6 protein-coding genes are annotated in these 6,068 nt (G+C 71.3%); 3 read left to right on the top strand and 3 right to left on the bottom strand.

Translation table 11 applies throughout. The annotated features are described in order from the left end of the window. The 3 genes from B9S58_RS04610 to B9S58_RS04600 form a co-directional block, all read left to right on the top strand. The coding region (locus B9S58_RS04610) for a S1C family serine protease (protein ID WP_103530853.1) at positions 1–1,483 on the top strand (1,483 nt) is incomplete at its 5' end. Positions 1,484–1,644: 161 nt separating this feature from the next. Continuing rightward, positions 1,645–2,145, top strand: a complete 501-nt coding sequence (locus tag B9S58_RS04605; protein WP_103530850.1) for a sec-independent translocase — start codon at positions 1,645–1,647, stop codon at positions 2,143–2,145. 125 nt (positions 2,146–2,270) lie between these two features. Next, entirely contained in the window at positions 2,271–2,930 is a 660-nt protein-coding gene (locus tag B9S58_RS04600) for a hypothetical protein (protein ID WP_103530849.1), read from the top strand. A gap of 115 nt (positions 2,931–3,045) precedes the next feature. Here B9S58_RS04600 and B9S58_RS04595 read toward each other — a convergent pair whose 3' ends face one another. From B9S58_RS04595 to B9S58_RS04585, 3 genes are read right to left on the bottom strand one after another with little or no spacing between them, the layout of a single operon-like run. Beyond that, on the bottom strand, positions 3,046–4,179 hold the full coding sequence (locus tag B9S58_RS04595) for an Mrp/NBP35 family ATP-binding protein (protein WP_103530848.1): 1,134 nt from the start codon (positions 4,177–4,179) through the stop codon (positions 3,046–3,048). A gap of 43 nt (positions 4,180–4,222) precedes the next feature. Further along, on the bottom strand, positions 4,223–4,783 hold the full coding sequence (locus B9S58_RS04590; RefSeq protein ID WP_103530847.1) for a DUF1003 domain-containing protein: 561 nt from the start codon (positions 4,781–4,783) through the stop codon (positions 4,223–4,225). Beyond that, a complete protein-coding gene (locus tag B9S58_RS04585) occupies positions 4,773–6,047 on the bottom strand; it encodes a magnesium transporter MgtE N-terminal domain-containing protein (protein ID WP_103530846.1) in 1,275 nt (424 codons plus the stop codon). The genes B9S58_RS04590 and B9S58_RS04585 overlap by 11 nt, the downstream gene beginning before the upstream one ends. Positions 6,048–6,068 lie beyond the last annotated feature (21 nt).

The raw sequence follows: 6,068 nt of genomic DNA, 5'->3' as shown, positions 1-6,068 counted from the left end.
GACCCCGGCCCACGGCACCGTCGTACCGCCGGGGGCCGGAGGACCGCCCCCGCAGTACGCCGCGACGAACGGCGCCGGAGTCCCGGCCCCCACGCCGGCACCTGCCGACGGCTCGACGCCCCCGCACGCCCGGCCCGCCGACGGATTCCCGCTCTCGCCCCCACAGCCCCAGGCATCCGCCCAGCCCCCGGCGCCGGCCGCCCACACGCCCCACGCACCGCAGCCGCAGGGGCCCTCCGAGCATCAGGGGCCGCACCCGGCACCGGCACCCCAGCAGCACTCGCAGTGGCTCCAGTACGACCCGTGGGGTGCTCCGGGGCAGCCGCTGACCCGGCCCGGACCCCCCGAGGGCGTCGAGTCCGGCCGCAGGAAGAAGCGCCGGGGCGGGGCGTTCATGGGGGTGCTCCTGCTGACCCTGGTCGCCGGCGGCATCGGAGGCGGAGTCGGCGCGTACATCGAGCGCAACGGCGGGCTGACCACGGTCGAGCTGCCGCAGGCGGGCCGCGACAACGGCGGCCGGGCCCCCGAGAGCATCGCGGGCATCGCCGCCAGCGCCCTGCCCAGCGTGGTCACCCTGCACGTCAGCGGCACGGCCGAGTCCGGCACGGGCACCGGCTTCGTCCTCGACGGCCAGGGCCACATCCTCACCAACAACCACGTCGTCGCCCCGGCCGGGTCCAGCGGCGACATCACCGTGACGTTCAGCAGCGGCGAGACGGCGTCCGCGGAGCTCGTCGGCAAGGACAGCGGCTACGACCTGGCGGTCGTCCGGGTCCGCGGCGTCTCCGGACTCAAGCCCCTGCCCCTGGGCAACTCCGACAACGTCCAGGTCGGCGACCCGGTAGTGGCCATCGGCGCCCCCTTCGACCTGTCCAACACGGTGACCTCGGGCATCATCAGCGCCAAGCAGCGGCCGATCACCGCCGGCGGCGAGAAGGGCGACGGCAGCGACATCAGCTACGTCGACGCCCTCCAGACCGACGCCCCGATCAACCCGGGCAACTCCGGCGGACCACTGGTCGACGCCCAGGCCCACGTCATCGGCATCAACAGCGCCATCCGTGCGGCAGACAGCGCCCGGGGCCCCGAGGCGGGCGGCCAGTCCGGCTCCATCGGCCTCGGTTTCGCGATACCGATCAACCAGGGCAAGCGCGTCGCCGAGGAGCTGATCAGCACCGGCAAGGCCACCCACCCGGTCATCGGCGTGACGCTGGACATGAAGTACACCGGCGACGGGGCCAAGGTCGGCACGAAGGGCGCCGACGGCACTCCCGCCGTCGCGAAGGACGGGCCCGCGGCCAAGGCGGGCATCAGGTCCGGCGACGTCATCACCCAGGTCGAGGGCCAGCGCGTGCACAGCGGCGAGGAGCTGATCGTGAAGATCCGGGCCCACCGGCCCGGCGACGACCTCGACCTCAAGCTGACCCGCGGCGGCAAGGAACAGACCGTGACCCTGACGCTCGGCTCGGCGAGCGGCGGCTAGGGGGTGTCCCCCAGGGCCTGGTCACCATGACCGTCCGCCCGGCGGCCACCGCGAGGTACCGCCCGGACACCTTCGACAGGTACCTTTGAGCGGTCCGGGCAGCGGGGATCCCCGGGCCGCGATCGCACGGAGAACACGCGGAGAACACGAGGAGCAGCAAGGTGTTCAATGACATAGGCGCACTGGAGCTGTTGACGCTCGGAGTGCTGGCCGTGCTGGTCTTCGGCCCCGACAAGCTGCCCAAGCTGATCCAGGACGTCACGCGGACCGTCCGTAAGATCCGCGAGTTCTCGGACAGCGCCAAGGAAGACATCCGCTCCGAGCTGGGCCCGCAGTTCAAGGACTTCGAGTTCGAGGACCTCAACCCCAAGACGTTCGTCCGCAAGCAGCTCATGGACGGCAACGACGACCTGGGGCTGAAGGAGATCCGCGAGAGCTTCGACCTGCGCAAGGAGATGGCCGACGTCACCGACGTGGTCAACGGGCGTACCCCGGCCGCGTCCGATACCGCCAACAGCGCGGCGAACGGCTCGGCGGGCGCTTCGGCGGACGGTTCCACCACCAGCCTCACCAAGACCGGCGACACCGTTCCTGACCTGCTGAAGAAGACTCCGCCGCAGAAGCAGCCCGAGCGCCCCCCGTTCGACGCGGACGCCACCTGACCCCGGTCAATCCCGACTCGTCCGGACGGTATGGCTATTCTCCATCTGTCCGGTTGCGAGGACGCCCACGCCCGCGGGGGGCGGGCCGCTCCGGATCATGACTGATCGAGGAGGCGGCCGCGCAGATGGAGACGACGAGTCGGATTGATACGGACGGTGTACCGGGCACGGCCACGGCGGAGGAGGTGCCGGCGGCCCGGCGTACCGTCGACGGCTACCTGGCAGCGACCTTCCCCTGGTACGGGCTGGACGAGGCCTTCACCGGCCCGCGCTGGCTGATGCAGGTCGGCACCGCCGCGGACGGCACGGTGCAGCACGGGGCGGTCGGGCACGGTGACGAGCCCTCCGTGAAGACGGACGGCTCCGCCGACAAGGAGCGGTTCGCTGCGGTGATCACCGTGGCCGCGAGCCCGGTGAGACGCAGCGGTGACGGTACGGGCGTGCTGGACGCCACCACGGTGTCCTCGGCGGCCTGGCTCGCGGGCTCCGGACTGCTGGCGTACACCTGGCCGCCGCAGATGGACCACTCCCTGCGCGACGACTGGCTGGACCAGCAGACCGAGACGGCGTTCGCCCTCGCCGACGACCTCGGCAGCGCACCCTGGTCGACGCTCTCCCTACCGGTGGACGGGGTGCCGGTGGAGTTCCACTACCGCGAGTCCGAGTTCGGCTGGGTGCTCGCCGGATCCGCCCACGAGGGCGTGCACATCGGGGCGTACGGGCGAGGGATGAGCGCGTACGGTCTCGGCTTCGCGGCCATCGAGGACATCGAGACGTACGCGTAGCGACGTCACGTACGCATGGCAACGTCACTTACGCGTAGCAAGGTCGCGCACGCGCGGCGACGTCGACAGGGCGGGCCGGATGACCACCGGCCCGCCCTGTCCGCCGTGACCGGCGTCAGAACTTGTTGCGCGGGGTGATCCCCAGCGACATGCCCGACAGGCCGCGTTGACGGCCGCCCAGCTTCTCCGCGATCGAGCGCAGCGCGCTGCCGGCCGGGGAGTCGGGGTCGGACAGGACGACCGGCTTCCCCTCGTCGCCGCCCTCGCGCAGCCGCAGGTCGATCGGGATCGAGCCGAGCACCGGCACCTCGGCGCCGACCGTGCGCGTCAGCCCCTCGGCGACCCGCGCGCCGCCACCCGAGCCGAACACGTCGACCATCTCGTCGCAGTGCGGGCACGGCATGCCCGACATGTTCTCGACCACGCCGACGATCTTCTGGTGGGTCTGCATGGCGATCGAGCCGGCCCGCTCGGCCACCTCGGCCGCCGCCTGCTGCGGGGTCGTGACGACCAGGATCTCCGCGTTCGGCACGAGCTGCGCCACCGAGATCGCGATGTCGCCGGTGCCCGGCGGCAGGTCGAGCAGCAGGACGTCCAGATCGCCCCAGTACACATCGGCGAGGAACTGCTGGAGCGCCCGGTGCAGCATCGGACCGCGCCAGACCACGGGCGCGTTGCCCGGGGTGAACATGCCGATGGAGATGACCTTCACGCCGTGTGCGGACGGCGGCATGATCATGTTCTCGACCTGGGTGGGCTTGCCGTCCGCGCCGAGCATCCGCGGCACGCTGTGCCCGTAGATGTCCGCGTCCACGACACCGACCTTCAGCCCGTCGGCCGCCATCGCCGCGGCGAGGTTCACCGTCACCGAGGACTTGCCGACGCCGCCCTTGCCGGAGGCGACCGCGTACACCCGGGTCAGCGAGCCGGGCTGGGCGAAGGGCACCTCCCGCTCGGCGGTGCCGCCGCGCAGCGAGTTCGCCAGGTCCTTGCGCTGTTCGTCGCTCATGACGTCGAGGGTCACCTCGACCCGCGAGACGCCCTCGACCCCGGCGACCGCCTCGGTCACGTTCCGGGTGATCGTCTCGCGCATCGGACAGCCGGAGACCGTGAGATACACCGTGACAGCGACTACACCGTCAGGATCGATCTCGACCGATTTCACCATGCCCAGCTCGGTGATCGGGCGGTGGATCTCCGGGTCGTTCACTGTCGACAGTGCCTCAAGCACCGCGTCTTCCGTAGCCATACGGACGATGTTACGGCGCTGGGGCCTACGAGCGGGTAGCCCGTCAGCGGTCGCCTTCGTCACTCTCGGATGTGAGGAGGATCCGCCGGTCCTCCATGTCCCTCACCACGTCCTGGAGTTCCGAGCGGATCCAGTCGCGCGTGGCCACCTCGCCGAGGCCCATCCGCAGCGCCGCGATCTCCCGGCTGAGGTACTCGGTGTCGGCGATGGAACGCTCGTTCTGCTTGCGGTCCTGCTCGTGGGTGACCCGGTCCCGGTCGTCCTGCCGGTTCTGGGCGAGCAGGATCAGCGGGGCCGCGTACGAGGCCTGGAGCGAGAGCATCAGGGTCAGGAAGATGAACGGGTACTCGTCCCACCGCAGGTCCTTGGGCGCGAGGATGTTCCACGCCAACCAGACGATGATGATCAGCGTCATCCAGACGATGAACCGCCCGGTCCCCAGAAAGCGCGCGATCCGCTCGGAGAGCCGGCCGAAGGCCTCCGGGTCGTACTCCGGCAGCAGCCTGCGCCGCGGCGACTTCGGCTGGTCGAGCCGGGCCCGCGGCGGGCGCATCAGGCCGGAGGCGCCCGTCGACGCGGCCTTCGTCCGCTCCTCACCGGCCATGACGGATCCCCTCCTCGCCATGGAAGTCGGTCTCGCGCCAGTCCGCGGGCAGCAGGTGGTCCAGGACGTCGTCCACGGTCACCGCCCCCAGCAGCGAACCGCTCTCGTCCACGACGGGCGCCGAGACCAGGTTGTACGCGGCCAGATAGCTGGTAACCGTCGGCAGCGGGGTGTCCGGGGGCAGCGGCACCAGGTCGCTGTCGACGATCGAGCTGACCAGGGTGAACGGCGGGTCGCGCAGCAACCGCTGGAAGTGCACGGTGCCCAGGTACTTGCCGGTCGGCGTCTCGTCGGGGGAGCGGCAGACGTACACCTGTGCGGCGAGGGCCGGCGACAGGTCCGCCTGCCGGACCCGGGCCAGCGCGTCGGCCACCGTGGCGTCCGGGCGCAGCACGATCGGCTCGGTCGTCATCAGACCGCCCGCCGTGCGCTCCTCGTACGCCATCAGGCGGCGCACATCGGCGGCGTCGTCCGGACGCATCAGGGTCAGCAGCCGCTCCTTGTCCTCCTCGGGCAGCTCCGAGAGCAGGTCGGCCGCGTCGTCCGGGTCCATCGCCTCCAGGACGTCGGCGGCCCGCTCCTCCTTGAGCTTGCCGAGGATCTCCACCTGGTCGTCCTCGGGCAGCTCCTCCAGGACGTCGGCGAGCCGGTCGTCGTCCAGTGCGGCGGCCACCTCGACCCGCCGCTTGGGGGAGAGGTGGTGCAGGGCGTTGGCCACATCGGCGGGCCGCAGCCGTTCGAACGTGGCGACCAGGCTCTCGGCGCCCTGCCCGTGCTCGTCCAGCGAGAAGCCGCTGACCGCCGACCACTCCACCGTCAGCGTCTCGCCCTTGCGGCGCAGCGCCCCGCCGCGCCCCTTGCGGACGAAGTACTTGTCGATCTCCCAGTCCCGGCGGGCGGGCAGCTGCTGGATCGCCACGTCCAGGACGGTGACCTCCTCGTCGGTCTCCACCAGCGTGACGCGGCGGTCGAGGAACTCGCCGAGGACGAGCCGTTCGGTGGGCCGCTGCTCGAAACGGCGCATGTTGACCACACCCGTGGTGATGACCTGGCCGGACTCGACGCCCGTCACCCGGGTCATCGGCAGGAAGATCCGCCGCCGGCTGACCACCTCGACGACCAGCCCCAGAATGCGCGGCGGTCGTCCGCCGACCCGCAACATCGCCACCAGGTCGCGGACCCGGCCGACCTGGTCCCCGTTCGGATCGAACACGGGAACCCCGGAGAGGTGCGAGACGAAGACCCTGGGGGCTCCTGCCGCCATGCTCCGCCTCCTTCTCCGTGA

This window comes from Streptomyces sp. SM11 (assembly GCF_002910905.1).
Classification (GTDB): domain Bacteria; phylum Actinomycetota; class Actinomycetes; order Streptomycetales; family Streptomycetaceae; genus Streptomyces.
Note: the sequence above shows the minus strand (reverse complement) of the source record. Positions and strands in the feature narration are given on the sequence as shown.